The organism is Bradyrhizobium betae (assembly GCF_004123905.1).
In the GTDB taxonomy this organism is placed as follows: Bacteria; Pseudomonadota; Alphaproteobacteria; order Rhizobiales; family Xanthobacteraceae; genus Bradyrhizobium; species Bradyrhizobium betae_A.
Genome location: NZ_MZXW01000016.1, coordinates 741,824 through 767,969 on the forward strand (window position 1 = coordinate 741,824; position 26,146 = coordinate 767,969).

At 64.9% G+C, this 26,146-nt stretch carries 26 protein-coding genes and 1 pseudogene; 14 read left to right on the forward strand and 13 right to left on the reverse strand.

Annotated elements, in window-relative coordinates; translation table 11 throughout:
* Positions 1 to 391: 391 nt before the first annotated feature.
* Both B5V03_RS13740 and B5V03_RS13745 read right to left on the reverse strand, forming a co-directional pair.
* Complete coding sequence (locus B5V03_RS13740; RefSeq protein ID WP_164987984.1) at positions 392 to 655, reverse strand: hypothetical protein; 264 nt, start codon at positions 653 to 655, stop codon at positions 392 to 394.
* 138 nt (positions 656 to 793) lie between these two features.
* Positions 794 to 1,600 carry a creatininase family protein gene (locus tag B5V03_RS13745; protein ID WP_129270825.1) on the reverse strand — a complete coding sequence of 269 codons (807 nt, stop codon included), beginning with the start codon at positions 1,598 to 1,600 and terminating at the stop codon, positions 794 to 796.
* 138 nt (positions 1,601 to 1,738) lie between these two features.
* Between B5V03_RS13745 and B5V03_RS13750 the strand changes: the two genes are divergently transcribed.
* From B5V03_RS13750 to B5V03_RS13770, 5 genes are read left to right on the forward strand one after another with little or no spacing between them, the layout of a single operon-like run.
* On the forward strand, positions 1,739 to 2,761 hold the full coding sequence (locus B5V03_RS13750; protein WP_129270826.1) for an ABC transporter substrate-binding protein: 1,023 nt from the start codon (positions 1,739 to 1,741) through the stop codon (positions 2,759 to 2,761).
* Positions 2,762 to 2,771: 10 nt separating this feature from the next.
* Positions 2,772 to 3,587 carry an ABC transporter ATP-binding protein gene (locus B5V03_RS13755; protein WP_129270827.1) on the forward strand — a complete coding sequence of 272 codons (816 nt, stop codon included), beginning with the start codon at positions 2,772 to 2,774 and terminating at the stop codon, positions 3,585 to 3,587.
* Entirely contained in the window at positions 3,584 to 4,402 is an 819-nt protein-coding gene (locus B5V03_RS13760) for an ABC transporter permease (protein WP_129270828.1), read from the forward strand. The genes B5V03_RS13755 and B5V03_RS13760 overlap by 4 nt, the downstream gene beginning before the upstream one ends.
* A complete protein-coding gene (locus B5V03_RS13765) occupies positions 4,402 to 5,391 on the forward strand; it encodes a 2-hydroxyacid dehydrogenase (RefSeq protein WP_129270829.1) in 990 nt (329 codons plus the stop codon). Before B5V03_RS13760 ends, B5V03_RS13765 begins: the two co-directional genes overlap by 1 nt.
* A complete protein-coding gene (locus tag B5V03_RS13770; RefSeq protein ID WP_129270830.1) occupies positions 5,391 to 6,083 on the forward strand; it encodes an AprI/Inh family metalloprotease inhibitor in 693 nt (230 codons plus the stop codon). Before B5V03_RS13765 ends, B5V03_RS13770 begins: the two co-directional genes overlap by 1 nt.
* Positions 6,084 to 6,320: 237 nt before the next feature.
* Here the strand turns inward: B5V03_RS13770 and B5V03_RS13775 are convergent, their stop codons facing one another.
* Positions 6,321 to 7,709: a peptidoglycan-binding protein gene (locus B5V03_RS13775; RefSeq protein WP_129270831.1), complete on the reverse strand. Its 1,389-nt coding sequence runs from the start codon at positions 7,707 to 7,709 to the stop codon at positions 6,321 to 6,323.
* A gap of 263 nt (positions 7,710 to 7,972) precedes the next feature.
* On the opposite strand from B5V03_RS13775, the gene B5V03_RS13780 reads away from it, so the two are divergent.
* Together B5V03_RS13780 and B5V03_RS13785 are read left to right on the forward strand one after the other, a co-directional pair.
* A complete protein-coding gene (locus tag B5V03_RS13780; RefSeq protein WP_129270832.1) occupies positions 7,973 to 8,347 on the forward strand; it encodes a hypothetical protein in 375 nt (124 codons plus the stop codon).
* Positions 8,348 to 8,515: 168 nt separating this feature from the next.
* Positions 8,516 to 8,836 (forward strand): YMGG-like glycine zipper-containing protein, encoded by a 321-nt coding sequence (locus B5V03_RS13785; protein WP_129270833.1) that lies wholly within the window; start codon positions 8,516 to 8,518, stop codon positions 8,834 to 8,836.
* Positions 8,837 to 8,886: 50 nt separating this feature from the next.
* Here the strand turns inward: B5V03_RS13785 and B5V03_RS13790 are convergent, their stop codons facing one another.
* The 3 genes from B5V03_RS13790 to B5V03_RS13800 all read right to left on the reverse strand — a co-directional run bounded on the left by B5V03_RS13790 (position 8,887) and on the right by B5V03_RS13800 (position 11,453).
* Positions 8,887 to 9,675: a DUF4239 domain-containing protein gene (locus tag B5V03_RS13790; protein ID WP_129270834.1), complete on the reverse strand. Its 789-nt coding sequence runs from the start codon at positions 9,673 to 9,675 to the stop codon at positions 8,887 to 8,889.
* Between the two features lie 27 nt (positions 9,676 to 9,702).
* Positions 9,703 to 10,416 carry a RadC family protein gene (radC, locus tag B5V03_RS13795; protein ID WP_129270835.1) on the reverse strand — a complete coding sequence of 238 codons (714 nt, stop codon included), beginning with the start codon at positions 10,414 to 10,416 and terminating at the stop codon, positions 9,703 to 9,705.
* Between the two features lie 95 nt (positions 10,417 to 10,511).
* Positions 10,512 to 11,453, reverse strand: a complete 942-nt coding sequence (locus B5V03_RS13800) for a DMT family transporter (RefSeq protein ID WP_129270836.1) — start codon at positions 11,451 to 11,453, stop codon at positions 10,512 to 10,514.
* Between the two features lie 133 nt (positions 11,454 to 11,586).
* Here B5V03_RS13800 and B5V03_RS13805 point away from each other — a divergent pair, with 133 nt between their 5' ends.
* A complete protein-coding gene (locus tag B5V03_RS13805) occupies positions 11,587 to 12,189 on the forward strand; it encodes a bifunctional transcriptional activator/DNA repair enzyme AdaA (RefSeq protein ID WP_129270837.1) in 603 nt (200 codons plus the stop codon).
* Positions 12,190 to 12,200: 11 nt separating this feature from the next.
* Here B5V03_RS13805 and map read toward each other — a convergent pair whose 3' ends face one another.
* Together map and B5V03_RS13815 are read right to left on the reverse strand one after the other, a co-directional pair.
* Entirely contained in the window at positions 12,201 to 13,019 is an 819-nt protein-coding gene (map, locus tag B5V03_RS13810) for a type I methionyl aminopeptidase (protein WP_129270838.1), read from the reverse strand.
* A gap of 110 nt (positions 13,020 to 13,129) precedes the next feature.
* Complete coding sequence (locus tag B5V03_RS13815; protein ID WP_164987985.1) at positions 13,130 to 14,446, reverse strand: mechanosensitive ion channel family protein; 1,317 nt, start codon at positions 14,444 to 14,446, stop codon at positions 13,130 to 13,132.
* Between the two features lie 212 nt (positions 14,447 to 14,658).
* On the opposite strand from B5V03_RS13815, the gene B5V03_RS13820 reads away from it, so the two are divergent.
* Positions 14,659 to 16,452, forward strand: coding sequence for a potassium/proton antiporter (locus tag B5V03_RS13820; RefSeq protein WP_129270839.1), 1,794 nt, complete (start codon positions 14,659 to 14,661; stop codon positions 16,450 to 16,452).
* A gap of 128 nt (positions 16,453 to 16,580) precedes the next feature.
* Here B5V03_RS13820 and B5V03_RS13825 read toward each other — a convergent pair whose 3' ends face one another.
* From B5V03_RS13825 to B5V03_RS13845, 5 genes are read right to left on the reverse strand one after another with little or no spacing between them, the layout of a single operon-like run.
* Positions 16,581 to 17,492 (reverse strand): polysaccharide deacetylase family protein, encoded by a 912-nt coding sequence (locus tag B5V03_RS13825; protein ID WP_129270840.1) that lies wholly within the window; start codon positions 17,490 to 17,492, stop codon positions 16,581 to 16,583.
* Positions 17,493 to 17,496: 4 nt separating this feature from the next.
* Positions 17,497 to 18,294 carry an ABC transporter permease gene (locus tag B5V03_RS13830; protein ID WP_129270841.1) on the reverse strand — a complete coding sequence of 266 codons (798 nt, stop codon included), beginning with the start codon at positions 18,292 to 18,294 and terminating at the stop codon, positions 17,497 to 17,499.
* Positions 18,294 to 19,157 (reverse strand): ABC transporter permease, encoded by an 864-nt coding sequence (locus B5V03_RS13835; protein WP_129270842.1) that lies wholly within the window; start codon positions 19,155 to 19,157, stop codon positions 18,294 to 18,296. The genes B5V03_RS13830 and B5V03_RS13835 overlap by 1 nt, the downstream gene beginning before the upstream one ends.
* Positions 19,154 to 20,233, reverse strand: coding sequence for an ABC transporter ATP-binding protein (locus tag B5V03_RS13840; RefSeq protein WP_129270843.1), 1,080 nt, complete (start codon positions 20,231 to 20,233; stop codon positions 19,154 to 19,156). Before B5V03_RS13840 ends, B5V03_RS13835 begins: the two co-directional genes overlap by 4 nt.
* On the reverse strand, positions 20,230 to 21,264 hold the full coding sequence (locus tag B5V03_RS13845; RefSeq protein WP_129270844.1) for an extracellular solute-binding protein: 1,035 nt from the start codon (positions 21,262 to 21,264) through the stop codon (positions 20,230 to 20,232). The genes B5V03_RS13840 and B5V03_RS13845 overlap by 4 nt, the downstream gene beginning before the upstream one ends.
* 196 nt (positions 21,265 to 21,460) lie before the next feature.
* On the opposite strand from B5V03_RS13845, the gene B5V03_RS13850 reads away from it, so the two are divergent.
* The 5 genes and pseudogenes from B5V03_RS13850 to B5V03_RS13870 all read left to right on the forward strand — a co-directional run.
* On the forward strand, positions 21,461 to 22,213 hold the full coding sequence (locus tag B5V03_RS13850; RefSeq protein ID WP_129270845.1) for a GntR family transcriptional regulator: 753 nt from the start codon (positions 21,461 to 21,463) through the stop codon (positions 22,211 to 22,213).
* Between the two features lie 427 nt (positions 22,214 to 22,640).
* The gene (locus B5V03_RS13855) at positions 22,641 to 23,219 is read left to right on the forward strand and encodes a class I SAM-dependent methyltransferase (protein WP_129270846.1); all 579 of its coding nucleotides are present in this window, start codon (positions 22,641 to 22,643) and stop codon (positions 23,217 to 23,219) included.
* A 10-nt stretch (positions 23,220 to 23,229) separates the two neighbouring features.
* On the forward strand, positions 23,230 to 23,907 hold the full coding sequence (locus tag B5V03_RS13860) for a DedA family protein (RefSeq protein ID WP_129270847.1): 678 nt from the start codon (positions 23,230 to 23,232) through the stop codon (positions 23,905 to 23,907).
* A 239-nt stretch (positions 23,908 to 24,146) separates the two neighbouring features.
* Positions 24,147 to 25,040 (forward strand): UDP-2,3-diacylglucosamine diphosphatase, encoded by an 894-nt coding sequence (locus B5V03_RS13865; protein ID WP_129271214.1) that lies wholly within the window; start codon positions 24,147 to 24,149, stop codon positions 25,038 to 25,040.
* Positions 25,040 to 26,062 (forward strand): annotated as a pseudogene (locus B5V03_RS13870) (glycosyltransferase family 4 protein); the annotation flags it as partial. The gene B5V03_RS13865 and the pseudogene B5V03_RS13870, both read left to right, overlap by 1 nt.
* Positions 26,063 to 26,146 lie beyond the last annotated feature (84 nt).

A 26,146-nucleotide genomic window follows, 5' to 3' on the forward strand; every position in this document is an offset into this window, starting at 1 on the left:
TAACGGTGACCTCTCAACGTCAAAACGCACGCCCCCAAACGCGAATGGACCCATCCGCTGCGCTATCCCTGCCGATTCGCAGCGGCCCTGTCATCAGGTCTCAGGTGCCTCCGCGATCGGACCAGACGATCCGGATTCGACGCGATTTCTTCCCAAGCCCCTCAGCTTGCTGCGAAGCTTATTGCGATTAATTCGCAATAGCAACTAGTGCGGATTGCCGCAGGCAATAGTTCGCACCGCCGTGTGACGGGACTGCAACAAATTCCCGGGCCCAAAAATGGTTGACCCCGCCCGGGGGGACAGCCGGGCGGGGTCGGGGGCACGACACGGGGTGGATGAGGCGCCCGTGTCGGACGCAGGATCCACGTGAGATCGGCCTCAGGTACTCAGATCAGTAGCAGCTGCGAACGCGGCCGACGTACTGGCCGAAGGCGTTGTACTGGGCGACCCAGCCGCAGCGGCGATAGCCGTAATAATAGGGGTCGTTGCTGGCGGCGATCGCGGAGCCGACGACGGCGGCGGTGGCGATGCCGGCACCGACTCCCCAGACCCAGCCGGGCTGCTTGGCTTCGGCCGAAGAGGTGGTGGACACGATGCTGCCGGTGACGGCGAGGGCAGCGAGAGCGACGGCGGCAATCTTGGTCTTGATCGACATGTGAAACTCCATCCGGTTGAGGCGGTCCGTTGTGGTCCGCGTGCCCAGTTGGACGGAGGCTGCTCGCATCCGGTTCGAAAGCGCGAAAAGCGTCCCCGGAATGCGGCTCTTTCCTGAATGATTCCAGGAGGATGAGAGTTAGCCGAGAGGCCCGTTGGCGAGCCTGTTCACGTCGAAGTTATCGACTTCAGCCAGCAACTCGCAAAAGGCCGTCGCGCCCTGATCGAGCAGCCGCTCGCCCTTCTCGGGGACGGCCAATGTCGCGTTGCCGATGGCGCCGCTGGTGTTGAGATCCTGCGCCTGCCAGGCGAACGGCGCGGGCCGCTGCGTCGAGAGCCAGCGATATTGTTTTTCCATGGCGATGCTGCTCGCGGGAAAATCCGCGATCGCATCCACGCGCACCTGATCGGGATAGCGCGCCAGCATGATCGAGGTCTCGATTGCGCCGCCGTGAATGCCGTGGCGCACTTCATCGGCCGGGAACAAAGTGTCCGCGCCCGAGAGCCGTGACCACGACGTCGTCACCACGAATTGTTTTTGATGCGCGCGCAGATCCTGCGCGATCAGCATCATGGCCGCGCTGTTGCCGCCATGGCTGGTGATGATGACGAGCTTCTTCACCCCGCGCCGCGCGACCTCTTCGCCGATCGCGGTCCATCGCTTCAGCGCGACCTCAGTTGGCAGCGTCTGCGTGCCGGGATAGTCGATATGCTCAGTGGAAATTCCGATCGGTTCAACGGGCAGGAACGTCGCCGGAACGCTGTCGGGCAGAAGCTCGCGCACGCGCGCCAGATAGGCGTCCGCGATCAGCACGTCGGTCGTAACAGGCAGATGCGGGCCATGCTGCTCGGTCGCCGCCAGCGGCAGCACCGCGATCCAGCGCGACACATCCGCGGGGGCGGCGTCGGCCCAGCGGATCGAGGTCCAGTCGCGGGACGGCGTCATCAAGGTTTCTTTGCCCAATTTTGTCACGTAGTTTGGGTATGGAGGGGACACGGGCCTGGCCGGCTCGCGTCCCCCGATATCTTGCGGTTTTATCGCGTTGGACTGGTATCGGCTAGAAGCGATCGACGGAGTGCACCCATGAGCCCCTCTCATCTGCGGCGAGCGTTAACGGCGGGCTTGATGGCCGCTTGCGTCTCTCTTGCGCCGGCGCGGGCCGAGACGCTGGACAAGGTCACCTTCGGCACCAATTGGGTCGCCGAGGCCGAGCATGGCGGCTTCTTCCAGGCGGTTGCCGACGGCACCTACAAGAAATACGGCCTCGACGTCACCATCGTCCCGGGCGGTCCGAACGAGAACAACCGGATGCTGCTGATCGCCGGCAAGATCGATTTCTTCATGGCCGCGAACACGCTGATGTCGTTCGACGCCGTCGCCAACAACGTTCCCGTCGTGACCATTGCCGCGGTGTTCCAGAAGGACCCGCAGGTGATGCTGACGCAGCCCGATGCCAAGGTCGCCAAGATCGAGGATCTCAAGCCGCTGACCTTGTTCGTCTCCAAGGAAGGCATGACCAGCTACTTCCAATGGCTGAAGTCCGAATACGGTTTCAGCGAGAAGAATGTCCGGCCCTACAATTTCAATCCGCAGCCCTTCATCGCCAACCCCAAGAGCGCGATGCAGGGCTACGTCACCTCCGAGCCCTTCGCGGTCGAGAAGGCTGCCGGCTTCAAGCCGAACGTGCTGCTGCTCGCGGATTACGGCTTCAACACCTATTCGACCCTGATCGAGACCCGCCGCGACATCGCCGAGAAGAAGCCAGACCTCGTGCAGCGCTTCGTCGATGCCTCCATGATCGGCTGGTACAATTACATCTACCGCGACAATTCGGCCGGCAATGCCATGATCAAGAAGCTCAACCCGGAAATGACCGACGATCTGCTCGCCTACTCCGTCGCCAAGATGAAGGAATACGGCATCGTCGATTCCGGCGACAGCGTGAAGGGCGGCATCGGCGCGATGAGCGACGAGCGCTACACCTCCTTCTTCAACAAGATGGTGAAGGCAGGCGTCGTGAAGGGCGATCTCGACTTCCGCAAGTCTTACACGCTGCGCTTCGTCAACAAGGGCGTCGGCGTCGAGCTGCGTCCGAGCAAGCCGTAACGCTGGGACGATGGCTGCTGTCAAAACTTCGTCCGGGGCCGAGGCCGGCCTGACGGCTCTCGCCGCCAGCCTGCGCGGCGTGACGAAGGCGTATGACAATGGCGTCATGGCGCTCGGCCCGCTCGATCTCGCCGTGCGCAAGGGCGAGTTCATCTCGCTGCTGGGCCCGTCCGGCTGCGGCAAGTCGACCGCGCTGCGACTGATCGCGGAGCTCAGCGCGCCGTCATCAGGCACCGTGCGGGTGGCGCGCCACGAAGGCGAGGTGCTGCCGGGTCACGGCATCGGCTTCGTGTTCCAAGAGCCGACCCTGATGCCCTGGACCAGCGTGCGCGAGAACGTGCGGCTGCCCTTGAGGCTTGCAGGCGTGGCGAAAGCCGAGGCCCGCGCGCGTGCCGATGAAGCACTGGCCAGTGTCGGGCTTGCCGATTTCGCCGACGCCTTCCCACGCGAACTCTCCGGTGGGATGAAGATGCGGGTGTCGCTGGCGCGCGCGCTCGTCACCGATCCTGACATCCTCCTGATGGACGAGCCGTTCGCGGCGCTCGACGAGATCACGCGCTTTCGCCTCAACAACGATTTGCTGGCGCTGTGGCGAGCTCTGGGCAAGACCGTCATCTTCGTCACTCATTCGGTGTTCGAATCCGTCTATCTGTCCCAGCGCGTCGTGGTCATGACGGCGCGGCCCGGCCGCATCCAGGCCGACATCCGGATCGAGACGGTCGAGCCGCGGGGCGAGGAGTTTCGTACTTCGGCGGCCTATTCCGATTATTGCCGCAAAGTATCGGCCGCGTTGGCGCCGTCCTATTCGGGGCAGTCGACGCTATGAGCGCGCAAGCTGCCATCACCGCAAAGCCATCCGGCGCGCAACGCGCGATGCGTTTCGTGCTTCCGGTCATCGTGTTCGCGGCCGGACTCTTGGCCTGGGAACTCGTGGTCCGCGTCAAGGACATCCCGCCTTATGTGCTGCCCGCGCCTTCCGTCATTGTCCTGACCCTGATCAAGGACTGGGCGGTGCTGTCACAATCGCTTGCGGCCACGCTGCTGACCACGCTCGAAGGTTTTGTCGCCGCCAGCATCGGCGGCATCGCGCTGGCGCTGTTGTTCAATCAGTCGAAATGGGTGGAATATTCGCTGTTCCCCTATGCCATCGTGCTCCAGGTGACGCCTGTCATCGCGATCGCGCCGCTCCTGCTGATCTATCTGGAGCAGCAGACCGCGGTCGTCGTCTGCGCCTTCATCGTCGCTTTTTTTCCGGTGCTGTCGAACACCACGCTCGGGCTGAATTCGGTCGATCGCAACCTCTCAGGCCTGTTCCAGCTCTATGGCGCCTCGCCACAGCAGACGCTGCGCTTCCTGAAGCTGCCGGCGGCGCTGCCCTATATCCTCGGCGGCCTGCGCATTGCAGGCGGCCTGTCGCTGATCGGCGCGGTCGTGGCCGAAATCGCGGCCGGCACCGCCGGCGCGGGCTCCGGGCTTGCCTACCGGATCGCCGAATCCGGCTACCGATTAAACATACCCCGCATGTTCGCAGCGCTGCTTTTGTTGTCGCTGGCCGGGATTGTCATCTATGGGGTGCTGGCGCTAGTTTCCCACCTCGTTTTACGGCGCTGGCACGAGAGCGCGCTTGGAAAGGACAACTGATGACCACCGGTTCGATTTCGTCCGAAAAGATCGACCTTCTGATTTATGGGCCGGTCCGGCCGATCCTCGAGAACGGTTTTTCCGATCATTTCGTCGTGCACAAGGCCGAGACGCGGGGCGACCTCGAGCGGCTGACGCCGGCGGTCCGCGAAAAGATTCGCGGCGTCGCGGTGACCTATCACACCGTGCGCGCCGACAGGGAATCGCTGTCGCAGTTGCCCAAGATCGAGATGGTGGCGAGTTTTGGCGTCGGCTACGACCACGTCGATGCCAAATACGCGGCTGAGCACAACATCATCGTCACCAACACGCCTGACGTGCTGACCGAGGAGGTCGCCGACGTCGCGATGGGCCTTCTGATCTCGACGGTCCGCGAATTCATCAAGGCCGACCGTTACGTCCGCTCCGGCCTCTGGCAGACCCAGAACTATCCGCTCAGCGTCGGCTCGCTGCGCGACCGCAAGGTCGGCATCGTCGGCATGGGCCGGATCGGCCAGGCCATCGCGCGCCGGCTCGATGCCTCGCTGGTGCCGGTGGTCTACCACTCGCGCAATCCGTCCAAGGATGTCTCCTACAAGCACTATCCCGATCTGATCGAGATGGCGAAGGCGGTGGACACGCTGATGGTGATCGTGCCCGGCGGCGCCTCGACCAACAAGATGGTCAATGCCGAGGTGCTCAAGGCACTCGGCCCGCGCGGCGTGCTGGTCAACGTCGCGCGCGGTTCGGTGGTTGACGAGCAGGCGCTGGTCCAGGCGCTGAAATCAGGCACCATTCTCGCTGCCGGCCTCGACGTGTTCGCCGCCGAGCCGAGCGTGCCGGACGAGCTCAAGACCATGCAGAACGTCGTGCTGCTGCCGCATATCGGCTCGGCGTCGGTGGTGACGCGCAACGCGATGGACCAGCTCGTGGTCGATAACCTCAAGTCATGGTTCTCAGGCAAGGCGCCGTTAACACCGGTTGCGGAAACGCCGTTCAAGGGGCGCTGATGAAAGTTCTTCGGGTCGTTGCATTCGCCGTCGCGGCCTGCCTGGCCGCCATCGGCATCGCGCGTGCGCAGGATGCGACGACCCTGAAGAAGGACATGGTCGGGCAGTGGGAGCTTTCGACCACCGAGCGCAGCAAGACCTGCGTGGTCACGATGAAGGGCGATCCTGCGGGCCCGGGGTTCAAGCTGGAGCTGGAGCCGGCTTGCAAGACCGCGCTGCCCTTCACCAAGGACATCGTCGCCTGGAGTGTCAGGGGTCTCGACATCGTCCGTTTGCAGGACGCAACCGGTGAATCCGTGATCGACTTCACCGAGGTCGAGGCCGGCATCTTCGAGGGGCTGCGGCAGGGCGAGGGCGTCTATATCCTTCAGGATCTCGCCGCCGCCCGCTCGATGGCCAAGTCGATGGACCAGATGATCGGCGACTGGTCGATGGTGCGCGGCAACGGCCAGCCGGTGTGCGGGCTGACGCTGACCAACACCGAGGCAGGCCCCGACAATTTCCAGGTCTTCCTCAAGCCGAAATGCGACGCGACCATCGCGCAGTTCAACCCGACGCAATGGCGGCTCGAACGCGGCCAGATCATCCTGATGTCGAAATCAGGCGACGTCTGGCAGTTCGAAGCCGACGACAACGCGCAGTGGCGGCGCGTCCCCGACACCGCCGATCCCCTGATCATGCTGCGGCAGTAGGCCCGCGGACGCCGCGGTCGGTGCACCTCTCCCGCGTGCGGGAGAGGCATAGGCCGCCTTCGGCGGCCGTTTACGGAACGCCGAGGCGAAGCCTCGGCTATGGCGAAGCGCCGGGTGAGGGCTCTCTCCTCTTGGGGGCTGTCCCGCTGTGGAGACACCCTCTCCCTAACCCCCCCCGCAAGCAGGGGAGGGAGCGCAGCTGTTCTGTGACGAACACCGCGCCCTGATCTTATCGCATCACGTCGTCACCTTGGGCGGCGGCGCGGTGCCTTGCGCCCATTTCTCCAGCTTGCCGAGCACGCCCCAGGCGGTGAGCGCCAGCGAGATCGGCATTGCGAACTGGCCGAGGCCCGGCACCGCCGAGACGATCGTCCCGAGCAATCCGGCAATGCCGCCCGCATTGGGGCTCGCCGTCACCGACGAGAGCAGGGCGGTGAGCACCGAGCCGCCGAGGCCGAGCGCGGTCTTCTTGCCGTCGAGCAGCTTCCCGACGGTTTCGCCGAGCGCGCCGTTGACCTGGCCAAGCACAGGCTTGCCGTCCTTGTTGAGCAGCGCGCCGACCAGGTCGATCACCTGCTTCAACTGATCGACGCGCGCCTTGCTGGGCGCGCCCGGCGTGGTCGTCCCCGGCGCGGTGCCGGTCTTGTTGACGAGCGTCAGCAACCGCTCCAGCAAGTTGATCGGGTCGCCGGCCGCGGGCGCCGGGTTGTTCGGCGGTGCCAGCACCTTCGGTCCGGATTGAAACAACGTCACCAGATCCTCCAGGCGCGTCAGAACGGGAGACAAGTCCGCTGGCTGTGCAACCGTCACCGATTGGTGCGCCGCCCGCGTGATGGCGGCGACCGTCACGCTGTCCAGGGCCCCGGATTCGGTGATGCCGTGCTGCTGCTGAAACTGCGCCACCGCCGCCTTGGTCTTCGGTCCGACGATGCCGTCTTCCTCAAGCGGGGGATTGGCGCCGATCTTGTTGAGCGATTGTTGCATCAGCAACGCCATCGGCGCGATCCGCTCCTCGGGTTCGAGTTGGCCCCCCAGCGTCGGGGCGCCGTCGAGATTGATCGAGGAGTCCAGTTCCATCATCGCCCGGAGGATCGTCGCTGCGCCCAGTTGCTTGTCGACCTCGCCGGACGAGAAGTCGCCATCACCGACGAACTTTCCACCCCTCTGCTCCGGCGGCCCATAGATATTGGATCCGGACCACAGATACGGCGAATTGATGCCGCGGCCGCGATAGCCGAAGCCGTTATACTGCTCCAGCCGGAACATCGTTCTTGCAACGCCCCAGTCGCGTGCGCCGATAAATCCCTCGTGCCTGAGCGCGTCCACGGCGCCTTCGGCGAACGAGGTAAACGGGCCATGTCCCTTCGGGACGATGGTCGTCATCCGATTAAGCGGCTGGCCGTTTCCGAGATACTTGTTGAAGTTGAAACTGGCTTCGCGCGAATGAAGGATGGCGACGAACCACCAGGGCACGTCGGTCTTGTCTTCGATCTGCTTATAGATGTCCTTGCTCTTGATGGCCGTGTTCGCCGCGTGGTTCGCCTCGTCGGCGTGCGAGGGCCTGATCTTCATGTTGGACCAGTTTCGTTCGTACTCGTCCTTGATCCTGTCGAATGACACAGCCATTGTTCCGCTCCCGCAAATTGATGGATGATCGAAATTTCGTGCAATCTAGATATGGACCAGGCGCCGTGAGCAGGGCGTGACTCCAGCGTGATCTGCGCGAATGTCGCAGGTTGCCGGTTGGGGCCATATGAAATGGCTTACAGATTTTGGCCCGCCAATCGGCGCGCCCCACGTCAATGCGATTGTCCCTCCGGGAACCGGCGACGCCGTCCATCCGTTAGAAACGGAGACGTTTCGGCAAGGAGTCCTGCAAGGAGCCCTGCATGACCAAGCGCGTCCTCGCGATCGGTATCGAACCCGGCAGTGCCGACTACAGCGCATTCCCGCAACTGACGCCGGAGCTGGTACGCGGCTATATCGAGGCGCAGCTGTTGCGCCTGCGTGATCTCGGCTTCGAGGTCACGAGCTGCCTGATCGATCTCGAAGCAACTGCGGAAGCCGGCGTCGCCGCCGCGCTGCGCGAGGAGAGCTTCGACTGCATCGTGATCGGCGCGGGCCTGCGCGAGCCGAAGGAGCGCCTGCTGCTGTTCGAGAAGGTGCTCAACCTCGTCCACCGCCTCGCGCCGGATGCAGCAATTTGCTTCAACACCACGCCTGCCGACACCGCCGAGGCCGTGCAGCGCTGGATCGAACCCTGAGATGATGGAATCGGCAAGCCGATGGATCGCAAGCGGCATGGTTAAAGCGCCGTCGCGCTGCGCCTCCGACGCCATCGCGTGACGTGATGAGCCGCGGCACCGGCAATTTGTCTGGCCCGAAGCCGCCTCCAGGGCTAGGATTTGCCTCATCACAGGGAGGGGCGCGCGATGCTTCGACGTCTTGGAATGGGAACTTTTGGAATCGCAGCGTGTCTGACCGTTGCGATGGCGGTGCCGGGACATGAAGCGGCAGCCCAGGATGCCGTCGGCGGCGCGATCATCGGCGGTGTCGGCGGGGCGATCCTCGGTGGCGCGATCGGCGGAGGCCGCGGCGCGGCAATCGGCGCCGTCGTCGGTGCCGGCACGGGCGCTGCGATCGCCTCCGAAGGCGAGCGTCGCCGCTCCGGCTACTACGCCTATCAGCGCGGCTGCTACATGCAGCGCCCCGACGGCCGCTACGTCCCGGTCGATCCCCGTTATTGCTATTGATCGATCGGCCGTCGGCGCGATTGGCTGCTGGTGCCGGGCAGGATCCCGGCTCAACCCTTGCCGGGTCCTTCCGGCATGATCTGGAGCAGCGGCTCAGGCTGGATCGAGATCTGGCCGGCGAACGGCCGGTCATGCGCGGCGATGAGCAGGACGGAGGTGGCCACGCCCGTCGCGAACAGGCCCATCGCGATCGCCGATCCCAGGCGGTTGTCGCAGTGAACGAGGCCGATCACCAGCAGCGCGCAGGCCGCCTGGAGATACAGGCACCACCATTTGACCGGGTTTACCGCGGCGAGGCTGACGATGATCCGCTGCCGCCGCGCATCCAGCGCCTGCTCCAGCGCGGCGATCAGCTCGCGCTGCACGTTGGCCTGACCCGTTCCTTGCGGCGTCATCGTGACGACGAGCTGCAAGGCTTCCGCGAGCGGAGGCGGTGTCACCTTCAGTGACGCCTGCTGATGCGCCATCATCGGCCATTCCACTGCGACAGCCTGTCCGACATAGTCGCGCACCAAGCCGCGAAGCTTGGTCTCCTGCTCCGTCGGCAGGCCGCCGGCCAGCAGGACGGCGCTTCTGAGTGCGCTGGCCTCGCGGCTGACCGCCGCGCTGGCGCGGTCGCTGTCGCCCCAGACCTGCGCCGCGGTGAAGGCGACGAACAGGCCGAAGATGATGCCGAGCACCGGCAGCATGCCTGGCGAGATCGCCTTCAGCGACTTCGCGCGCTCCTCCGTCGCGGCAAGCGCTATGCCTGCGAAGATGCCCGCAGCCAGAAGATAGGTGAAGGCGAAGATCACCACCGCCATCAAGGGCAGCGGCAGATTGTGCAGCCAGTCGCTCATGCTGTTGTTGTCATGTGATTCGAGAGTTTAGATCAACCGCATCCCGCGCAGGCTCGCATGACCGTTCTTGCCGACGATGATGTGGTCGTGCACGGAGATGCCGAGCGGCTTTGCGATCTCGACGATCGCCTTGGTCATCTGGATATCGGCCTGCGAGGGCGAGGGATCGCCGCTTGGATGATTGTGCACCAAAATGAGCGCCGTCGCCGACAGCTCCAGCGCGCGCTTGATCACTTCGCGCGGATACACCGGGGTGTGGTCGACGGTGCCGGTCTGCTGCACCTCGTCGGCGATCAGCTGGTTGCGCTTGTCGAGGAAGAGCAGGCGGAATTGCTCCTTGTCCGAGAACGCCATGCTGGAGCGGCAATAGTCGATCACCTCGTTCCAGGACGACAGCGCGTTGCGGCTGTTGACCTCGCCCTTGGCGACGCGGTGCGTCGCCGCCGCGATCAGTTTGAGCTGGTGGACCGCGGACTCACCGATGCCATCGACCTCGCGCAAGCGCGCCACCGGCGCGTGGATGACTTCTGCGAACGAGCCGAAAATCTTGATCAGCGTTTTCGCCAGCGGCTTGGTGTCGCGCCGCGGCAGCGCCGGAAACAGCGCCATCTCCAAAAGCTCGTAGTCGCTGAGCGCGTCCGCGCCGGCGCTGTAGAAGCGTTCGCGCAGCCGCTCGCGATGGCCGTGATAGTGCGGCGCGTCCTCCGGGCTGGTCTTGTCGTGGTCGGGCTTGGCGGGCATCGGCCGCCAGCATTGCCGCGGACTTGCGCTTTTGCAACCGTCAATTGCGGGACTCCGCGCTGGTCTCAATCATCAGGCTTTGAAGATGGCGGCAATCATCCCGGCCGCATCTGGTCCTGCCGCGCCGGCAGACGCACCGTGACCGCCACCACACCGGCGAGAATGAGCACCATTCCGGCAAGATTGGACCAGCTAAAGCTCTCACCGAGCAGGGTGGTGCCGAGCACCACCGCGAATCCTGCCCGTAAGTAACTCCCGCTGGTGGTTCCGAGCGGGCCGAGCGTGCGGATCAGCCGGAAATAGATCACCATCGCAAGCGCCGTGCAGACGATTGCGAGAGCCATGACCGCCGCGATCGCCTGCGCTGGCGGCGGCGCCAGCGTCCATGGCTGCTCGAGGATTGCGGCCGCGGGCAGCATCAGGATGGCGGCGCAGCTCATGGCACCGGCCGCCGTGACGATCGCGGGTAACTTCGAAAACCGTTGTCCCCAGATCGGTGCGAGCGCATAGCAGAGGCTGGCGCCGAGCACGGCGGCTTGCGCCAGCGGCGCGGCGGTGCCTATCCCGGCCAGCGTATCGATACCGATGGTCACGGCGACACCGGCGAGGCCAAGCGCGACGCCAACGATCTTGCGGCCGTCGATGGCCTGCCGGCCGCGCCCGCTCATCATCGCGATCGCGAGCACGAACATCGGCGGCGTTGCATTGAGCACGCCGGCGAGACCGCTGGTGATATGCGCCTCGCCCCAGCTGATCAGGGTAAACGGCAGCGCACTTTGCAGCAGCCCCTGCACCAGGAAGGCCGCCCAGACCGATCCCTGGCGAGGCAGTGCGTGTCCTTGCGCAGTTGCGATGAGCAGGAGCAGAACCGCTGCGATCGTCACGCGCACGGCCACCATCGTGAACGGCGGAATCGTCGGGATCGCGACCTTGATCAGCGTGAACGAACTGCCCCAGATCAGCGCGAGCAGCAGCAGCAGACCGATCTCGCGCGTGAGGCGGATCGGCTTCGACATGGCCTGTGCGTGCATGTTCATGCGTCGTGCTCCTGAAGCTATCAGGCACGATGATCCGAAAGCTGTGGTGCGGGCTGGCTGAATTCGGACCTCATCGCCCGATCGAGTCCGATTTCAGCTACTCGGCCGGCCGCGTTGAAACTAATGTCCTGGTATGGCGAGCGTTTCAGCGCAGCGGCAGACCCTGCCGCCACATCTCGACCGGGAGACCTGCGATCGGGCGCGGCTGGCGCGCGCCCGCGCGTTCGACGGCCTGTTCTTCTCTGGCGTGCGTTCGACGCGCATCTATTGCCGGCCGGTCTGCCCGGTGCGTCCCGCGCGCTCCGAGAACGTCACCTTCTACGCAACCGCTGCTGCCGCCGAGCGGGCCGGCTTCCGTCCGTGCCTGCGCTGCCGTCCGGAAACGGCGCCGGGCTCGCCGGCCTGGATGGGTACGGCGACCACCGTGGCGCGCGGCATGCGCCTGATCAATGAGGGCTTTCTGGATCGGACATCGATGGCGGATCTTGCGGAAGCGCTCGGCGTCGGGCCACGCCATCTGCTGCGTCTGTTCATGCGCCACGCCGGCGCCAGCCCGAGCGAGATCGCCGCGACGCGGCGCGTGCAGGAGGCCAAGCGCCTGATCGACCAGACCGACATGACGTTCGCGGAGATCGCGTTTGCGGCCGGCTTCGGCAGCGTGCGCAGATTCAACGATGCCTTTGCTGCGACCTACAAGCGGGCGCCGTCGTCATTCCGGCGCCGCCACAGGGCTTAGCGCCAGGCAGATCACCCGATCTGCTTCTCGCCGTGCCGCTCCGACAGCGTGAAAATCTCGACGCCATCAGCGGTCACGCCGACCGAGTGCTCGAACTGCGCCGACAGCGAGCGGTCGCGGGTCACCGCGGTCCAACCGTCGGAGAGAATCTTCACATGCGGCTTGCCGAGATTGATCATCGGCTCGATGGTGAAGAACATGCCGGGCTTGAGCTGGACGCCTTCGCCGGGCCGGCCGATGTGGATGATGTTCGGCTCGTCGTGGAACATGCGCCCGAGGCCATGGCCGCAGAAATCGCGCACCACGCTCATGGCTTGCGGTTCGACAAAACTCTGGATGGCGTGGCCGATGTCGCCGGTGGTGGCGCCTGGCTTCACGGCGGCGATGCCGCGCATCATGGCCTCATAGGTCACCTCGATCAGCCGCTCCGCCTTGCGCGCGATCGGGCCGATCGCATACATCCTGCTGGAATCGCCGTACCAGCCGTCGACGATGAAGGTGACGTCGATATTGACGATGTCGCCTTCCTTCAGCGGACGATCGCCGGGCATGCCGTGGCAGACCACGTGGTTGAGCGAGGTGCAGGTCGAGTAGCGATAGCCGCGATACATCAGCGTCGCCGGATAGGCATTGTTGCTGAAGGCGAAGTCGCGGACGAACTGGTCGATGCGCTCGGTCGGCACGCCGGGGCCGACGATATCGGTGAGCTCGTCGAGGCACTTTGCCACCAGCGCTCCCGCCTTGCGCATGCCGGCAAAGGCGCTCGGCCCATGCAGCTTGATCTGTCCGGTCTTGCGCAAGGAGGTATCGGAGGCTTCGACGTAGCTCATGCGGGTGGTGTCTTCTGAAATATCGGCGGAAAGGATTGATTTCAGGCCCTAATCTAATGATCGCGGGCCTTCATGCAAGTTAAGCGTTCCTATTGCGCCCGAAACCGGGCCTAATTCGGGACTTCTACGGTGGTTTCCACCGGTAGTGCGCCGCCGCGGACGCGGATTTCGCGCACCGGATAGGGAACCCGGATGCCCTCGCGCTTGAAGGCGTCCCACAGCGCCAGCATCACGTCGCTCTTGACGTTGTCCATGCCGTCGGGGTCCGCGATCCAGAAGGTCAGCGAGAACTTCATGCCGGCTTCGGCGAACTCGGTCAAAATGCTGTTCGGCGGCTTGCCCTTCTGTGCGCGGGGATGGGCGGCGGCGGTCTCGGCGGCGAGCTTGCAGACCAGGCGGGGGTCGGCGTCGTAATTGGTGCCGAAGGCGATCTTCACCAGCGTATTCTTGTCGGTATAGGTCCAGTTGACGACCTTCTGCGTCACCAGATCCTCGTTCGGCACCAGGAATTCGCGGCCGTCGCCGGCGGCGACGGAAATATAGCGCGTCTTCATTGCGCTGATGCGGCCGGTGTTGTCGCCGATGGTCACGAGATCGCCGGGCTTCACCGATTTATCGGCGAGCAGGATGATCCCCGAGATGAAATTGGCGACGATCTTCTGCAGGCCGATACCGATGCCGACACCGACCGCGCCGGAGAAGACCGCAAGCGCCGAGAGGTCGATGCCGACGGAACCGAGCGCGATCACGATCGCGATCGCAAGCAGCCCGATGCGGATGATCTTGACCAGCAGCACCTGCACCGACGGCGTCAAATCGGTCGCCGAATTGATCCGGTTCTCGGCGAAATTGCTGGCGATGTTGGTGGCCCAGAGCGCGATGAGCAGAAGCGCGCCGGCCTTGATCACCAGAAGCGGCGTCAGCCGCAGGCCGCCGAGCACGATGGCGTAGGAATCGAGCAGATCCACCGTCGCATCGAGCTGGCCGAGGATGGAGAGCGCGGCAACGAACCAGGCCGTGATCGACACCAGCTTGACGATGAAGGCGTTGCGCAGCACCGGGGTCACGAGCCGGATCGCGAGCCAGGCCAGGCCCAGCTTGGCCGCGACCATCAGCAGATAGGAGCGGCTCGGCCAGGTCGCATGGTACATCACCACGCGCTCGATGATCACGAGCAGGGTGAACACCGCCGTCGAGGCGCTGGACACCATCACGCGGGCGAAGTGCCGGAGCGGCAGCGGCCAGCGCAGCGCCAGCGACGTCATGTCGACGCGGTTGCGAACCCCGGCTTCCGCCGCATAGGCGATTCCGGCCGCGGCGAGAATGAGGCCGAATTGCAGGTAGAACCAGGGTGAGGAGATTTCCGCCCCGACGCTTCGCGCGGTCGTCTGCACGAACTCCATGAAGTCTTTGAGGTCCATGTCCATCGGGAGGTCTCGTCGGGAAGCGGGCGGAAGGATTTGATTCGAGGGCGCCGCAGAATCCCACAAAGGGCGCGGCCGGGCCATCGATACACCGTGAAGTGAAGCGCGTTAAGGCCGCAAAATACGGGCAGATTGCCGCGAGGTGCGAAAATGGGTTGGCGCGCCGGTGTGGCGACGATAAGGATGCAATTCCAGCGATTTTACCCGGAAGGTGGATGGCCTCTCTCGACTCTGTCAGCCTCGCCATATTGCTCGGCGCCGTCCTCGTCATGGCCGGCATCCTGTCGAGCCTGCTTGCACTGCGCTTCGGCGCGCCCCTGCTGCTAGTCTTCCTTGCGATCGGCATGCTCGCGGGCGATTCCGGCCCCGGGCAGCTCCAGTTCGATGACGTCCGCACCACCTATCTGGTCGGCTCGGTGGCGCTGGCCCTGATCCTGTTCGACGGCGGCCTGAAGACGCGCTTTGCCAGCATCCGCACCGTGCTCGCGCCCTCCGTGGTGCTCGCGACCGTCGGCGTGCTCTTGACCGCGCTGGTTACGGCGCCGTTCGCCAAATACGCGCTCGACCTCAACTGGACGGAGTCGCTGCTGGTCGGCGCCGTCGTGGCCTCGACCGACGCGGCTGCCGTGTTCCTGCTGGTGCACACCCAGGGCCTGCGCCTGCGCCCGCGCGTCGGTGCGACGCTGGAGGCCGAATCCGGCACCAACGATCCCTTCGCGATCTTCCTCACCCTGATGCTGGTCGAATACATCTCGCTGGGCTCGACCTCGGCAGGGCACGTCGCGATGGAGTTCATTCAGGAGGCCGTGCTGGGCGCCGTCGTCGGATTCCTCGGCGGACGTTTCGTCGTCATCGCGCTCAACCAGGTGGCGCTGCCGCAGGGCCTGCATGCGCCGTTCGTGACCACGGGCGCGCTCGTGATCTTCGGCGGCTCGCAGATGATGCACGCCTCGGGTTTCCTTGCGGTCTATCTCGCCGGCATCATCATCGGCAATCGTCCGACGCGCGCGCATAATTCGGTGGTGGCGTTCCTCGATGCTGCGACCTGGCTGGCGCAGATCGTGATGTTCGTGCTGCTCGGCCTGCTGGTTTCGCCGAGCCGGCTCGGCATCAGCGTGCTGCCGGCGGTCGGGGTCGCATTCGTGCTGATGCTGGTCGCGCGGCCGCTCGCGGTGTTCGTGTGCCTGGCGCCATTCCGCTTCAACTGGCGCGAGAAGATCTTCATCGCCTGGACCGGCCTGCGTGGCGCCGTCGCGATCTTCCTGGCCTCGATCCCGATGCTGGTGGGCCTGTCGAAAGCCTATCTCTATTTCGACGTCGCCTTCGTCGTCGTCATCATCTCGCTGTTGTTGCAGGGCTGGACCTTGGCGCCCGCCGCGCGCAAGCTGCACGTCGCGCTGCCGCGCGCCGAACGCGGCCCGCGTCGCGTGGAGCTCGACCTGCCCGGCCAGCTCGAGCAGCAACTGGTGGGCTATCCGGTGCGGCCGAAAAGCCTGTATTTCCGCCGTGGCCTGATCCCGTCCTGGTCGAAGCCGACGCTGGTGATCCGCAAAGAGAGCATTTTGACGCCCGTGGAAGCCGATCCGATCGCGCCCGGCGACTACATCTATTTGCTGGCCCCGCCGGAAAAGGCCGAGTCACTCGACCGCTTCTTCGTCGACATGCAGCCGAGCACCGCGCCCGATCCGCATCTTCTCGGCGACTTCATGGTCTCTGGCGAGCACACGCTGGCCGAGCTTGCGGAGATCTACGGCGTCAAGGTGAGTGAGGAAGAGGGCAAGCTGACACTTGCCGATTATTTCGACGTCCATCTCGACCGCGCGCCGAAAGAGGGTGCCGAGCTCGCGCTGGACGAGATCGTGCTGGTCGCGCGCAGCATCTCCGGCGGCCGGGTCAACGTCGTCGGCCTGCGTCTGCCGGAAGAGGACGAAACGCCACCGCCGCTGACGCGCCGTCAGGCGCTGCGGAAGAAGCTCGCGGAACTGTGGACCTCGGTGGCGGGGGTCTAGAATACCCTCGTGTCCCGGACGCGGCGCAGCGTGAAACGCTGCACCGCAGAGCCGGGACCCATGTCGGGTGGGCCCCGGCTCTGCGACGCATCACTTCGTGCTGCATCGCGTCCGGGGCACGGAGCGTGTTACTTCTCCGCCGGCACCACTTCCTTCCAATGCCGCGCAATCGCCGCCCTCGGCGCGATCCACGCAGCGCTGTTCCCCGCAATATGCGCCAAGATCCGATCCAGCGCACCGATGCGCCCCGGCCGGCCGATCATGCGCAAATGCAATCCGATCGACATCATCTTCGGCGACGTGTCGCTCTCACGCGTCAGCCACTCGAAGGCGTCGATGACGTAGTCGGCAAAATCCTGCCCGCTGAAGCGACCGGCATTGTAGTACTGCATGTCGTTGGTATCGAACGCGTAGGGCAGCACCAGGTGCTGCTTGCCCGAGACTTCGTGATAATAGGGCAAATCGTCATTATAGGCGTCGCTGTCGTAGAGAAAGCCGCCGTCCTCGACCAGCAGCCGCCGCGTGTTCGGCGAGGTCGCCGAGCGGGTGTGCCAGCCGACCGGGCGCTGTCCCGTGACGCGTTCGATCGCCGCCACTGTCTTGGCGATGACCTCCCGCTCGCTCGCTTCGTCCATGTCGGCATGGCTCTGCCAGCGCCAGCCATGCGCCGACACTTCGTGGCCGCGCGCGATCGCATCGCGCGCCAGCTCCGGTGAACGCTCGACCGCGCGGCCACAGGAACTCACCGTCACTTTGACGCCATGGGCGTCGAACAAATCCATGATGCGCCACCACGCGGCACGCGTGCCGTATTCGAAATGGCCGTCGATGCAGGAATCCGGGCCCTTCAGCTGGTGCACGACCTCGTAAATCGCCTCGTTGTTCGCATCGCCGTCGTTGATGGAAAACTCCGAGCCCTCCTCGAAATTCACCACCAGCGACACCGCGACGCGCGCGCCGTTGGGCCAGCGCGGGTTCGGCGGATTGCCGCGATAGCCGGCGAAGTCACGTTGTGAGAGGGGATGCTTTGCTTCGCTCATGGCATCAATCCGAAGTTCCGGCCATGCGATGCAGGCCGACGACGCGGTCGCTGACGAACAGCAGGATCACTGTGCCGGCGAGGATGAGGGTGGAGAGCGCCGCGAGCGTCGGGTCGGGCGCCTCCTCGATATATTGCAGCATCCGGATCGGCAGCGTCTTGGTGCGGACGTCGGCGAGGAAGATCGACACCGGATAATTGTCGAACGAGGCCAGGAACGAAAAAATCCCCGCGATCAGGAACGACGGCGCCAGCGCCGGCACCATCACGCGCAGCACGCTGCCGGGATAGCTGCAGCCGAGCGTGCGCGCCGCCTCGATCAGCGTGAAGTCGAACCGCGCAAGCCCTGAGATCATCGTGCGGGCGACGTAAGGAAGGGTGATCACGAGATGCGCAACCAGCAGCGTCGCCCATGGTGCGGTGAAACCAACCGCGCGAAAGCCCTGCAACAGCGCGATGCCGAGCACGAGGCCCGGCATCATCAGCGGCGACACAAGCGCGGTCGCAAAGATGCCAGCGCCCGGCAGCTTTCCGCGTGCGATCGCGATCGCCGCGAGCGTGCCGCACACCAGCGAGATGACCGTCGACAGCAGCGCAATCTGGAGCGATAGCAACAGCGACGGCCAGAAGCCGTCGAGCCGGCCGATCCGGCCATACCAGCGCGTCGAAGCGCCGGTCAGCGGCAGGTCGAACACCGGCGTCGGCGAGAAGCTGGCGGCGGCGATCACCAGCAACGGGATGATCAGGAACAGCGCGAGGCCGATCGCCATCACCCAGCAGACGATGATTGCAGCCCGCGTCATCACTTCGGCTCCCGCGACAGGCGCGCACTCAGCGCGACGACGGCGATCGCGATGGCGAGCAGCACGACACCGGCGGCGGCGCCGAAGCCGGGCTCACGCGCCAGCAGATAAGCTTTAGCGATCGTGGTCGCGAGCGTCGGATATTTCTCGCCGATCAATAGCGTCGGCACCACATAAGCCGAAACGGAAAGCGAGAACACCAGCGCGACGCCGGCGATGATGCCGGGCAAGGTCAGCGGCAGGATGACGCGGAAGAACGTCACGACCGGCGAGGCGCCGAGCGTGGCAGCGGCCTCCGCGTAACGGGAATCGAGCTGCGCGACGATCGCGTAGATCGGCAGGATCATGAAGGGCAGGAAGATGTTGACGGCGCCGACGATCAGCGCGGTCTCGGTGAAGATCATCCGGATCGGGTCTTCGATGATGCCGAGCGCCATCAGCGTCTCGTTGACGATGCCGTCGCTGCGCAGCAGGATCGTCCAGGCGAACGCCTTCACGATGACGCTCGCCGCGAGCGGCAGGAATAGCGTCGCCAGCAGCACGGAGCGCAAGGGCCCGCGGGCCCGCGCCAGCGCGAAGGCAGCGGGATAGCTGATCAGGAAGGCGATGATGGTGGTCAGCAACCCGAGCCGCAGCGAATTCCAGATCACCCAGAGATAATAGGGCGTGCCGAGCAGGCGCTTGTAGTTGGCAATGGTCAGCCCGTTGGCATCGACAAAACTGACGCCGAGCAAGAGCATCAGCGGCAGAGCGAACACGCCAGCGATGATAACGAAGGAGGGCAGCACGAATCCAACAGCCGTCAACCGTTCGCGATCGACCGCAGGCGCCGCGACCGGCGCGGAAAGGGCTGCCTCGGTCATGCCTGCGCCTCCATCGGAAACGCAAAGGTCTCGGCCACAGGCCAGCTCAGGCGGATCTCGTCATGCACGCCGGGGATCGCGCCGTCGCGTCCGGAGAGTTCGGCGAGCAGGCTTTCGCCTGCGCCCGCATCGACCTCGACCAGCGTGCGCGAGCCCTGGAACACCACGGAGCGCACGCGCCCCGATGCAGAGTTCGTCTCATCCTCTCCGCCGATCCGAAGCTGCTCGGGCCGCGCGGCCACGATGACGGGAGAGCCGGCCTGGAAATTGCCCAGCGCGGAGAGGCGGCCGACCTTGGTCTCGACATCGACCTTGCCGTTGTCAGCGGACAGCACGGTGCCGGAAATCCGCGTCGACAGCCCGACGAAGTTGAGAGCGAACAGGCTTGCGGGCCGCAAATACAATTCGCGCGGCTCGGCGAGCTGCTCGATACGTCCCTTGTTCATGACCGCGACGCGGTCGGACATGGTCAGCGCCTCGTCCTGGTCGTGCGTCACGAAGATCGCGGTCGCCTTCACCTCTTGGAGCAGGCGGCGCAACTCGACCTGCATTTCCTCGCGCAGCTTGCGGTCGAGCGCGGAGAGCGCCTCGTCGAACAGCAGCACATCTGGCTCGACCGCGATGGCGCGCGCCAGCGCCACGCGCTGCTGCTGTCCCCCTGATAGCGCCGAGATGCGTCTGCTAGCGAGATGGCCGAGCTTGACCAGCGACAGCGCGCGATCGACAGCAACGTCGATCTCGCGCCTGGCCATGCCGCGCACTTTCAATCCAAACGCGACATTGCCGGCGACGGTGAGATGCGGAAACAGCGCGTAGCTCTGGAACACGACGCCGACATTGCGCTTGTGCGGCGGCACGTGGGTGATGTCGCGGCCGGCGAGCTCGACCTTGCCGGTGTCGGGTTGCGCCAGCCCCGCGATGGCGCGGAGCAGGGTGGTCTTGCCGCAACCGGAGGGGCCGAGCAGCGTCACCAGCTCGCCACGGCGGATGGTGAGGTCGATATGATCGAGAACCGTGGTCGGGCCGTATCGCTTGGAGACGCCGCGGACGACGAGATGCGGGCTGCTCTCGCTCATGTCATCTCCTTGCTCCAGCGGTCCACCCAGCCCGCGCGGTTCTTGGCGACGAACGCCCAGTCCGGCGCGAACAGCGAGGCGGGATCGGGAAAACCCGCCGGCGTCGGCGTGCCCTTGTTGGTCGGCGCGACAAACGCCTTGTCGGCAAGAATGGTCTGCGCTTCCGGGCTCAGGAAGAAGTCGATCGCGGCATCAGCGAGGTCGCCGGCCGGCGCGCCCGCCACTTTCGCAATGCCCGAGGGCATCGCAAATCCGCCGTCCCCAGGCACGGCGAGATCGACTGGCGACCCTTCCGCCTTTCGGATCAGCGTGTAGGCCGAGAATTGCCCGCCGATCATCCAGGCCTCGCCCTGCTCCATCAGATTGATGGCCTGCGGCGCGTTGGTGTAGACGTTCAGCAAATTCGCCTTCAGCTCCTTCACCTTCTTGAAGGCCCCATCGATCTCGTACTGCGCCTCCTTGTAGGGTTTTCCAGTCTCGAGATGCGCGGCCGCAAGCAGCGTCCAGAAACCTTCGGTGTTGGAGAGCGACGGCACGATCACCTTAGAGGCATATTTCGCGTCCCACAGGTCCGACCATTTTGCCGGCGCCGTCTTCATGCGCTTGGTCGAATAGGCGATGCCGGCCCAGGGCCGCTGATAGTTCGCCCACATCCCGTCCTGGTGCACCGCGCCGTCCACGAGCTTGCCGAGATTGGCGATCGACGAGGCCGACATTTTTGTGATCAGTCCCTCGCTCGCCGCCGGCAGCATCACCGGATCGTCCATGATGACGACGGAGATCTTTGGCGCGGCCTTGTCGGCCTGCATCTTCTGCAAATTCGTCAGCGAGTTGGTGCCCTCGTACAGCACCTTGCAGTCGAGCTTCTTCTCCAGCACCGGAAACAGATCGGCGTTGAAATATTTCGCGGCGCCCGCGGGACCGCCGATGACGATCTCCTTGGGCGCGGCGCGCAGCCGCGCGGGAGCTGCGAGAACCACGGTGAGGGCCGCGCCTGATGTCAGAACGCTGCGTCGGGAGGGGGTGTGCATGGGCATATCCCGCTTGTTGTGCGTAAAGCTTGCTATGAGGCAGCAGCAAGCGTCATGCCAAATGTGCACATTTATGAATTAGATAATGATATCAATTATATGAATTCAGGTCGTCTCTGCCGCCTGCCTCGTCGCGCGAAAAATGTGCACATTTTTTGGAGGTGACGCTGCGCAGCCTTTGGGCCTAGCTAGCGCCATGGCGACGCAGCGCAGGCGCAACGGCAAGACGAACGGCAAGAGGGCTGGTAAGGCCAATCCCGCGGAGGACGAGGCGGTCTATCAGGCCATCCTGCACGCGCTGCTGGAGGGCAAGCTGAAGGCCGGGGTGAAGCTCGCCGAGCCGCCGCTCGCCGACATTTTTGGCGTCTCGCGCGAGCGCATCCGCAAGGTGCTGCATCGGCTTGGCGCGGAGCGGCGCCTGGAGATGATCCCCAATCGTGGCGCCCGCGTGCCGCGCCCGACGCTCGACGATATCAGGAGCGTCTACGAAGCGCATCGCGTGCTCGAGGCTGGCGTGCTGACGCAGCTCGTCCGCCTTGTCGACGATGCCTTGATCGAAAAGCTGACCGCGCATCTCACTGAGGAGCGCGCCGCCGCAACGCGCGGCGACCGGGCCGCATCGGTGCGGCTGTCAGGCGCGTTCCACGTCCATCTGGTGGAGGCGCTCGGCAATGCCGAGCTCACGCGTTTCCTCGCCGATCTGCTCAGCCGCTCCTCGGTGATGGTCTCGGTCTACGAGCCCGCGACGGATTCGATCTGCGCGGTGGACGAGCACGGCGCCATCGTCGAAGCGCTACGTGCTCGCGATGTGGCGCGCGCGATTGCCGTGTCCCGCGAGCATTTTCTGCATGTGGAGAGCCGCCTGCATCTGGATGATGATCCGGTGCCGGCGAGCGAGGATTTGACGGATGTGTTCGGCGCAATAAAGCCGAAGCGGCGGAAGCGCTAGCTTTCCGCGCCGCTGTCTCCACCCGTCATTGCGAGCGTAGCGAAGCAATCCAGTCTGCCTCCGCGGAAAGATTCTGGATTGCTTCGCTGCGCTCGCAATGACGGTGGAGGGCCACGGGCTTAACGTCCTTCGCGCTCCTCGTTGCCGGCTTTGTGCCCAATTCATTGCGGCAACGTTGCGGCTCCATCTTGCGACAACGTCGCGGATATTTCCGAAGCATGCGCAATCGCGACAGACTCTCGCAATGTTGGCGTGAGACTGAATCGACTGTCGGGCCGGGCTTGATCATCCTGCCGCGCCCGACATGGCTGATCTGGCGCGTGTCTTTCGCGTTCGATGGCGGACACGCGCAAGCGGAAAGACATTTGAATGGCTTTGGTACCGAACCTCACCTGCGAAATTGGCTGCCTTGCGAAGGAGAGACGGCATGTCGGCCGCTGACATCCTGCCGTTCTTTCGTGCCTGGATTCGCGATCCCCTGCGTGTGGCAGCGGTTGCGCCGACGGGACCCGCCGCATCGTCGCTGATGGCGCAGGAGATCACAGCCGAGACCGGCCCCGTCATCGAACTCGGCCCCGGCACCGGCGCCTTCACCCGCGCATTGCTCGATCGCGGCGTCCGGCAGCAGGATCTGACGCTGGTCGAATACGGCTCCGATTTCATCCCGCTGCTGCAGCGGCGCTTCCCCGGCGCGCGGGTGCTGTGGATGGATGCAGCCTGGCTGGTGAGAGAAAAACTGTTCGAGGGGGCGCTGGTCGGCGCCGTCGTCAGCGGGCTCGGGCTGCTGACGATGCCGCAGGGAAAAGTGCTAGCGATTCTCGGCGGCGCGTTTGCCTATCTCCGTCCCGGCGGCGCGTTCTACCAGATCACCTACGGCCCGCGCTGTCCCGTCCCTGATGCGATTCTCGATCATCTCGACCTGCAGGCAAGCCGCATCGGGCAGACCTATCGCAACCTGCCTCCGGCCTCGGTGTACCGGATCAGCCGCCGTCCCCCCTTCGCGTAACCGAGGCATCATGGACACGTCGAGCACGATCGCAATGTTTCTGCACTTCGGCCTGCTGGGCATGGCTTGCCTGGCGATCGCCGAGAAATTCATTCCGGTGTTTCCGTCCTACGTTCTGTTGATGCTGCTCGGTCTCACCGTGCCCGATGGCGCGACGTTGGCCATGGCCATCCTGGTGACAAGTGTCGGGTCGGTGGTCGGCGCGATCGGCTGGTACGGGCTTGGCCGCGTGCTCGGCTCGCAGCGGATCGAGCGACTGGTGAGGACCTACGGCAAATATGTGCTGCTGCGGCCCTCGTTCTACGAGCAGCTCACCGATGCCTATCGCGGTAACCATTTCTGGGTCACGCTGATCGGCCAGACGCTGCCGACCGTGCGAATCTATCTGGCGTTGCCGGCCGGCGTGTTGCGGCTGGAGCCGCGCGCCTTCGTCGCCGCCACCGCGATCGGCACCGTGATCTGGAACATGCCGTTCTTGAGCCTCGGCTATGCGCTGCGCGACAGCGGACAGGATCCCGTCAGCATCGGCTTCTGGGTGGTCGCCATCCTTGTCGCGGTGGAAGTCGCGATCATTCTCGGACTTCGCTTTTACAAGCGCGCGACCGCGCGGCCAGGCCTCGCGTCACCGCGCGCCATCGCCGCCCCCAAAGCTTTGGGGGAAATCAAGGCTGTGGAGGAGATCGCATGAGAGCCCTGTTGTCCCGCTTCCGGCCCGGCTCGCACACGCTCGAGCACCTCAGCGCCGGGGTGCTGATCCTGCTCGCCGGCCTTCAGTTCGGTGTCGCGGCGTCGGACGGGCGGCATCGCGGCGCCCAGTTCGCGCTCCTGGTTTTTGCCGTCGCGGTTTATTGGCATCGCTCGATCTTCCGGCGGCGCGCCAACCGGGATGTGACGAAGGCGGTCGCGGGATTGGCGGAAGCCGCCGCGATGGCATTCCTCCGCGATGGCCCTAGCGGCGACCGGTCGGCGCAACGCCAGGAGCAATGTCAGGAGCGATGCCAAGACAGGGATGCGGCTTTGCCGCCCGATGTCGTCAAGGTCAGGAGCCTGTTCATCTCCGATGTCCATCTCGGGACGAGAGGTTGCCAGGCCGAACGGCTGATCGACTTTCTCCATCATCATGATGCCGACACTGTGTACCTGGTCGGCGACATCGTCGATGGCTGGTATCTGCGGTCGAGCTGGTATTGGCCAGGCACGCACAATGCGGTGGTGCAGGAGCTCGTCGATCTTGCGCGGGGTGGCAAGCGGCTGGTCTATGTGGCCGGCAATCACGACGAGTTCGTGCGCGACTATGTCGGCTCGACCTTCGGCAACGTCGAGGTGGTTGAGCACGCGATCCACCGGAGCGTCGACGGCCGCGATTACCTTGTCGTCCATGGCGATCACTTCGATCTCGTCGTGCGCCACGCCCGCTGGCTGGCGCTCCTCGGCGATGTCGGCTATCGCACGGCGCTTGCCTCCAACGTCTGGCTCAACTGGATCCGGAACCGGTTCGGGCTTGCCTATTGGTCGTTCTCGTCCTGGGCGAAGCTGCGGGTCAAGAATGCGGTCAATCACATCGGCCGCTTCGAGGAGGTGCTGGCGTCGGAAGCAAGGCGCCACGATGCGCAGGGCGTGATCTGCGGCCACATCCACCACGCGGCGATGCACGACGAGTTCGGTATTCGCTACATCAACACCGGCGACTGGGTGGAATCCTGCACCGGTGTCGTGGAGCACCATGACGGCCGCTTCGAGATCATCCGCTGGGCCGAGGCGCGGCCACGGCAGATGTCGGGCGCGTCGAGCGTGGTGCCGTTCGCACGGGCGGTCGCCTGATGCGCGTGCTGGTGGCAACCGACGCCTGGCGCCCGCAGGTCAACGGCGTGGTGCGCTCGCTCGAATATCTCGCTAGCGAAGCGCCTGCGTTCGGCGCCCATATCGGCTTCCTCACGCCGGACGATTTCCGCACGGTGCCGCTGCCCGGCTACCGGGAGATCCGCCTTGCGCTGGCCCCGGTGGGGCGGATCGAGCGTGCGATCAAAAGCATGGGTCCGGATTCCGTGCACATCGCGACCGAGGGGCCGATCGGGTGGATCACGCGCTATGTCTGCCAGACCCGCGGCTATCCGTTCACGACGAGCTACCACACCCGCTTTCCCGAATATTTGGCGGCGCGGCTGCCGGTGCCGCTGAGGTGGAGCTATGCAGCGTTGCGCCGTTTCCACAACGGCGGCGATGGCATCATGGTCGGCTCGCCGACACTGGAGCAGGCGTTGAAGGCGCATGGCTTCCGCAATTTGATGCCGTGGTCGCGCGGCGTCGATGCCGAGTTGTTTCGTCCCCGCCGCGTGCGGCCGCTCGCGTTTCCCGGGCCGGTGTTCCTGTATGTCGGCCGCGTCGCGGTGGAGAAGAACCTCGAGGCCTTCCTGGCTCTGGACCTGCCGGGATCGAAGGTCGTGGTTGGCGACGGGCCGTTGCGCGCCAGCCTGCAGGCGCGGTTTCCGCAGGTCCATTTCATGAGCATACGGACCGGGCAAGCGCTCGCCGATGTCTATGCCTCGGCCGATGTCTTCGTCTTTCCGAGCCTGACCGACACGTTCGGGATGGTGATCCTGGAAGCGCTGGCATGCGGCCTGCCGGTCGCGGCCTTCCCGGTGATGGGGCCGCTCGACGTGATCGGCAAGTCCGGCTGCGGCTGTCTCGATGCCGATTTGCGCCGCGCGGCGCTCGCCGCCTTGCAGGTGCCGCGCGAAAAATGCCGGGCCTATGCCTTGACCTTCACGTGGCGGGAAAGCGTGCGGCAGTTTCTCGACAACGTCAAACGGGCGCATGGCATGCTGGCAGACGCCGCGCGGCCGGTGTTCAAATCTCCACACTCGGCAAGTGTCGATCTCGGTCAGACATTGCCTAGCCATGACGGGGAAGAAAGCCCATGCCGCTCC

Excerpts from the sequence above, each read along its gene's own strand:
- B5V03_RS13755 (WP_129270827.1), top strand. The coding sequence starts at position 2,772 with ATGGCTGCTGTCAAAACTTCGTCCGGGGCCGAGGCCGGCCTGACGGCT.
- B5V03_RS13850 (WP_129270845.1), top strand. The coding sequence starts at position 21,461 with ATGGCGACGCAGCGCAGGCGCAACGGCAAGACGAACGGCAAGAGGGCT.
- B5V03_RS13805 (WP_129270837.1), top strand. The coding sequence starts at position 11,587 with ATGGCGAGCGTTTCAGCGCAGCGGCAGACCCTGCCGCCACATCTCGAC.
- B5V03_RS13765 (WP_129270829.1), top strand. The coding sequence starts at position 4,402 with ATGACCACCGGTTCGATTTCGTCCGAAAAGATCGACCTTCTGATTTAT.
- B5V03_RS13745 (WP_129270825.1), bottom strand. The coding sequence starts at position 1,600 with ATGACGCCGTCCCGCGACTGGACCTCGATCCGCTGGGCCGACGCCGCC.
- B5V03_RS13855 (WP_129270846.1), top strand. The coding sequence starts at position 22,641 with ATGTCGGCCGCTGACATCCTGCCGTTCTTTCGTGCCTGGATTCGCGAT.
- B5V03_RS13825 (WP_129270840.1), bottom strand. The coding sequence starts at position 17,492 with ATGAGCGAAGCAAAGCATCCCCTCTCACAACGTGACTTCGCCGGCTAT.
- B5V03_RS13760 (WP_129270828.1), top strand. The coding sequence starts at position 3,584 with ATGAGCGCGCAAGCTGCCATCACCGCAAAGCCATCCGGCGCGCAACGC.
- B5V03_RS13780 (WP_129270832.1), top strand. The coding sequence starts at position 7,973 with ATGACCAAGCGCGTCCTCGCGATCGGTATCGAACCCGGCAGTGCCGAC.
- map (WP_129270838.1), bottom strand. The coding sequence starts at position 13,019 with ATGAGCTACGTCGAAGCCTCCGATACCTCCTTGCGCAAGACCGGACAG.
- B5V03_RS13865 (WP_129271214.1), top strand. The coding sequence starts at position 24,147 with ATGGCATTCCTCCGCGATGGCCCTAGCGGCGACCGGTCGGCGCAACGC.
- B5V03_RS13830 (WP_129270841.1), bottom strand. The coding sequence starts at position 18,294 with ATGACGCGGGCTGCAATCATCGTCTGCTGGGTGATGGCGATCGGCCTC.
- B5V03_RS13750 (WP_129270826.1), top strand. The coding sequence starts at position 1,739 with ATGAGCCCCTCTCATCTGCGGCGAGCGTTAACGGCGGGCTTGATGGCC.
- B5V03_RS13790 (WP_129270834.1), bottom strand. The coding sequence starts at position 9,675 with ATGAGCGACTGGCTGCACAATCTGCCGCTGCCCTTGATGGCGGTGGTG.
- B5V03_RS13840 (WP_129270843.1), bottom strand. The coding sequence starts at position 20,233 with ATGAGCGAGAGCAGCCCGCATCTCGTCGTCCGCGGCGTCTCCAAGCGA.
- B5V03_RS13820 (WP_129270839.1), top strand. The coding sequence starts at position 14,659 with ATGGCCTCTCTCGACTCTGTCAGCCTCGCCATATTGCTCGGCGCCGTC.
- B5V03_RS13770 (WP_129270830.1), top strand. The coding sequence starts at position 5,391 with ATGAAAGTTCTTCGGGTCGTTGCATTCGCCGTCGCGGCCTGCCTGGCC.
- B5V03_RS13785 (WP_129270833.1), top strand. The coding sequence starts at position 8,516 with ATGCTTCGACGTCTTGGAATGGGAACTTTTGGAATCGCAGCGTGTCTG.
- radC (WP_129270835.1), bottom strand. The coding sequence starts at position 10,416 with ATGCCCGCCAAGCCCGACCACGACAAGACCAGCCCGGAGGACGCGCCG.
- B5V03_RS13845 (WP_129270844.1), bottom strand. The coding sequence starts at position 21,264 with ATGCACACCCCCTCCCGACGCAGCGTTCTGACATCAGGCGCGGCCCTC.
- B5V03_RS13800 (WP_129270836.1), bottom strand. The coding sequence starts at position 11,453 with ATGAACATGCACGCACAGGCCATGTCGAAGCCGATCCGCCTCACGCGC.
- B5V03_RS13835 (WP_129270842.1), bottom strand. The coding sequence starts at position 19,157 with ATGACCGAGGCAGCCCTTTCCGCGCCGGTCGCGGCGCCTGCGGTCGAT.
- B5V03_RS13815 (WP_164987985.1), bottom strand. The coding sequence starts at position 14,446 with ATGGACATGGACCTCAAAGACTTCATGGAGTTCGTGCAGACGACCGCG.
- B5V03_RS13775 (WP_129270831.1), bottom strand. The coding sequence starts at position 7,709 with ATGGCTGTGTCATTCGACAGGATCAAGGACGAGTACGAACGAAACTGG.
- B5V03_RS13860 (WP_129270847.1), top strand. The coding sequence starts at position 23,230 with ATGGACACGTCGAGCACGATCGCAATGTTTCTGCACTTCGGCCTGCTG.
- B5V03_RS13740 (WP_164987984.1), bottom strand. The coding sequence starts at position 655 with ATGTCGATCAAGACCAAGATTGCCGCCGTCGCTCTCGCTGCCCTCGCC.